Source organism: Actinoplanes subtropicus, from assembly GCF_000721705.1.
GTDB lineage: Bacteria > Actinomycetota > Actinomycetes > Mycobacteriales > Micromonosporaceae > Actinoplanes > Actinoplanes subtropicus.
This window is the reverse complement of sequence record NZ_JOJL01000100.1, coordinates 1-2824: the sequence shown is the minus strand read 5'-3', so window position 1 is coordinate 2824 and position 2824 is coordinate 1. Positions and strand designations below refer to the sequence as shown.

The 2824-nt window shown below is 66.1% G+C and carries 3 protein-coding genes; all 3 read left to right on the top strand.

Annotated features, from left to right (window positions below; translation table 11 throughout):
* Positions 1-372 (top strand): response regulator (locus IH26_RS0152195; protein ID WP_245666074.1); only part of this gene is annotated, 372 nt, incomplete at its 5' end.
* Positions 369-659 (top strand): STAS domain-containing protein, encoded by a 291-nt coding sequence (locus tag IH26_RS0152190; RefSeq protein WP_030443761.1) that lies wholly within the window; start codon positions 369-371, stop codon positions 657-659. The genes IH26_RS0152195 and IH26_RS0152190, both read left to right, overlap by 4 nt.
* Positions 659-2815: a chemotaxis protein CheA gene (locus IH26_RS0152185; protein WP_030443760.1), complete on the top strand. Its 2157-nt coding sequence runs from the start codon at positions 659-661 to the stop codon at positions 2813-2815. The genes IH26_RS0152190 and IH26_RS0152185 overlap by 1 nt, the downstream gene beginning before the upstream one ends.
* Positions 2816-2824: the final 9 nt, after the last annotated feature.

Here is a 2824-nt window from a genome sequence, read left to right as displayed (position 1 = left end):
AGCATGGGGAAGACCATTTTGGTCGTGGATGACTCGGCGTCGGTGCGCCAGGTTGTCAGTATCGCGCTGAAGGGCGCCGGCTACGAGGTGATTCAGGGTTCGGATGGCAGGGACGCCCTGAAGCAGTTGGACGGTAAGCGGATTCATTTGATCATTTCGGATGTGAATATGCCGAATATGGATGGTATTACGTTCGTTACGGAGGCGAAGAAGATCGCCGCGTACAAGTTCACGCCGGTGATCATGTTGACTACTGAGTCGCAGGAGGAGAAGAAGCGGCAGGCGCAGGCGGCTGGGGCGAAGGCGTGGGTGACCAAGCCGTTTCAGCCGGAGCAGATGCTGGCTGCGGTGTCGAAGCTGATCGCGCCGTGAGCGAGGTGCGGGCCGTCGAGTTGGATGGCGAGTTGACGATCCAGACCGCGGCCGAGGAGTGCCCGCGGTTGTTGGCGGTGGTGGAGAAGGACGCCATGGTGCGGGTCGGGTTGGCTGGGGTGACTGAGATTGATACCGCGGGGGTGCAGTTGTTGCTGGCTGTGCGGCGGTCGGCTGAGCGGGTCGGTGGTGTCGCCGAGTTCCGTGATGCCAGTGACGCGGTTCGGGAGGCGTTGGCGATCGTGCACCTGGATGACCAGTTGCGTCCGGTGGGGGAGGTCTGTTGATGGCGTTTCCTGCCGATGAGGCTCTGGATATCTTCATCACTGAGGCCCGGGAGTTGTTGGAGAGTTTCGAGGAGGGTCTGCTGCAGTTGGAGGCCGATCCGGACGATGCGGAGACGATCAATGCGATCTTCCGGTCGGCGCATACTCTCAAGGGTTCGTCCGGGTTGTTCGGCCTGAATCATCTGGTCGGTTTCGCGCATGTGGTGGAGACGCTGCTCGGGCATGTCCGGGAGGGTGCGGTACGGGTCACTCCGGAGTTGATCAGTGTCTTGTTGCCGTGTGCCGATCACATCACCCGGTATGTGGAGGGGGTCGCCGAGGGGCGTCCGGAGCCCAGCCCGGCCGAGGCTGCCGAGGCGCAGGCGCTGCTGGCCCGGCTCGCCCCGTTCGAGCCCGGCGGCGCTGGCCCGCAGCAGTCGGCGGCCGCCGCTCCCGCGGCGGAGGTGCCGGCCGGGCTGCGTGACTGGAGTCTCAGGCTGCGTTTGGGGCCTGACTGTCTGCGTAACGGCATGGATCCGCTGTCGCTGTTGCGTTATCTCGGCTCGCTGGGCACGGTCACCCGGGTCGTTGTTGATGACTCGGCGTTGCCGGAGGCGTCGGATCTGGATCCGGAGACGAACTATCTCGCGTTCGAGGTCGAGCTGTGTACCGAGGCGGCCAAGGCGGAGATCGAGTCGGTTTTCGATTTCGTCCGGGAGGGCAGCGACATCCGGATCGTGGCTGGTGACCATGACGAGTTCGTTGACCGGATCGCGTCGATGCCGGACCGGGATCGGCTCGGTGATGTGCTGCAGCACAGCGGCGCGGTCACCCAGGGTGAGATCGATGAGGCGTTGCGGATCCAGCGGGAGCGGGAACGCGGTGCGGGGCCGGTCCCGATCGGGCAGGTGCTGATCGAGGAGGGCATCGCCCCGCCGGCTGTGGTCGAGGCGGCGCTGAGCCGGCAGCGTCGTACCGCGGACAGCCGGTCGGCGGACACCCAGAGCATCCGGATCGACGCCGGGCGGCTGGACCGGCTCATCGACCTGGTCGGTGAGCTGGTCATCGCGCAGGCCGGGGTCAGTATCACCGACCAGCTGTCCGAGGCGCAGGGCGAGGTCACCCGGCTCATCGACGAGGTGCGGCACAGCGCGCTCGCGTTGCGGATGGTGCCGATCGGGATGACGCTGCGCCGGTTCGAGCGGGTGGTCCGCGACGTCTGCGTGGACCTGGGCAAGGAGGTGCACCTGTCCATCACCGGCGGGGACGCCGAGATGGACAAGGCGCTGGTCGAGCGGATCAGCGACCCGCTGCTGCACCTGGTACGCAACTCGCTGGACCACGGCATCGAGTCGCCCGGCGAGCGGCGTAAGGCGGGCAAGCCGGCCCAGGGGCAACTACGGCTGAACGCCTACCACGACGCCGGGAACATCGTCATCGAGGTCTCCGACGACGGCAAAGGACTCGACCGTGACCGTATCCTGGCCAAAGCCGTCGACCGTGGCCTGGTGCCGGCCGGCGCGACACTCTCGGACCACGAGGTCTACGACCTGATCTTCGAGCCCGGCTTCTCCACCGCCGAGAAGATCTCCAACCTCTCCGGGCGCGGCGTCGGCATGGACGTGGTACGCCGCAACGTCGCGGCGCTGCGCGGCAGCATCGAGGTCGAATCCGTACGCGGACACGGCGCCACGATCCGTATCCGGCTCCCGCTGACCCTCGCCATCATCGACGGTTTCCTGGTCGCGGTCGGCGCATCCTCGTTCATCGTGCCGCTGGACCGGGTCACCGAATGCGTCGAGTTCCCCACCAGCGACCACGACCGCGACCACATGAACCTGCGCGGCGAGGTACTCCCGTTCATCCGGCTCAACCACCTGTTCGGCCTGCACGAACAGGACGCACGCCGGCAAAGCGTGGTCGTCGTCGAGCAATCCGGCCAACGCACCGGCCTGGTGGTCGACGCCCTGCTCGGCGAGTTCCAGACAGTGATCAAACCCCTCGGTCCGCTGTTCAGCTCCCTCAAATGCGTCAGCGGCTCCACCATCCTCGGCAACGGCGACGTCGCCCTGATCCTCGACGTCGGCCCACTGATCACCGAATACGCCGACCTCGAACAAACCCGCTACGCCCGCACCAGCAACACCCACCGACGACCAGCCACTACACGGTCTTGAGCCAACGCA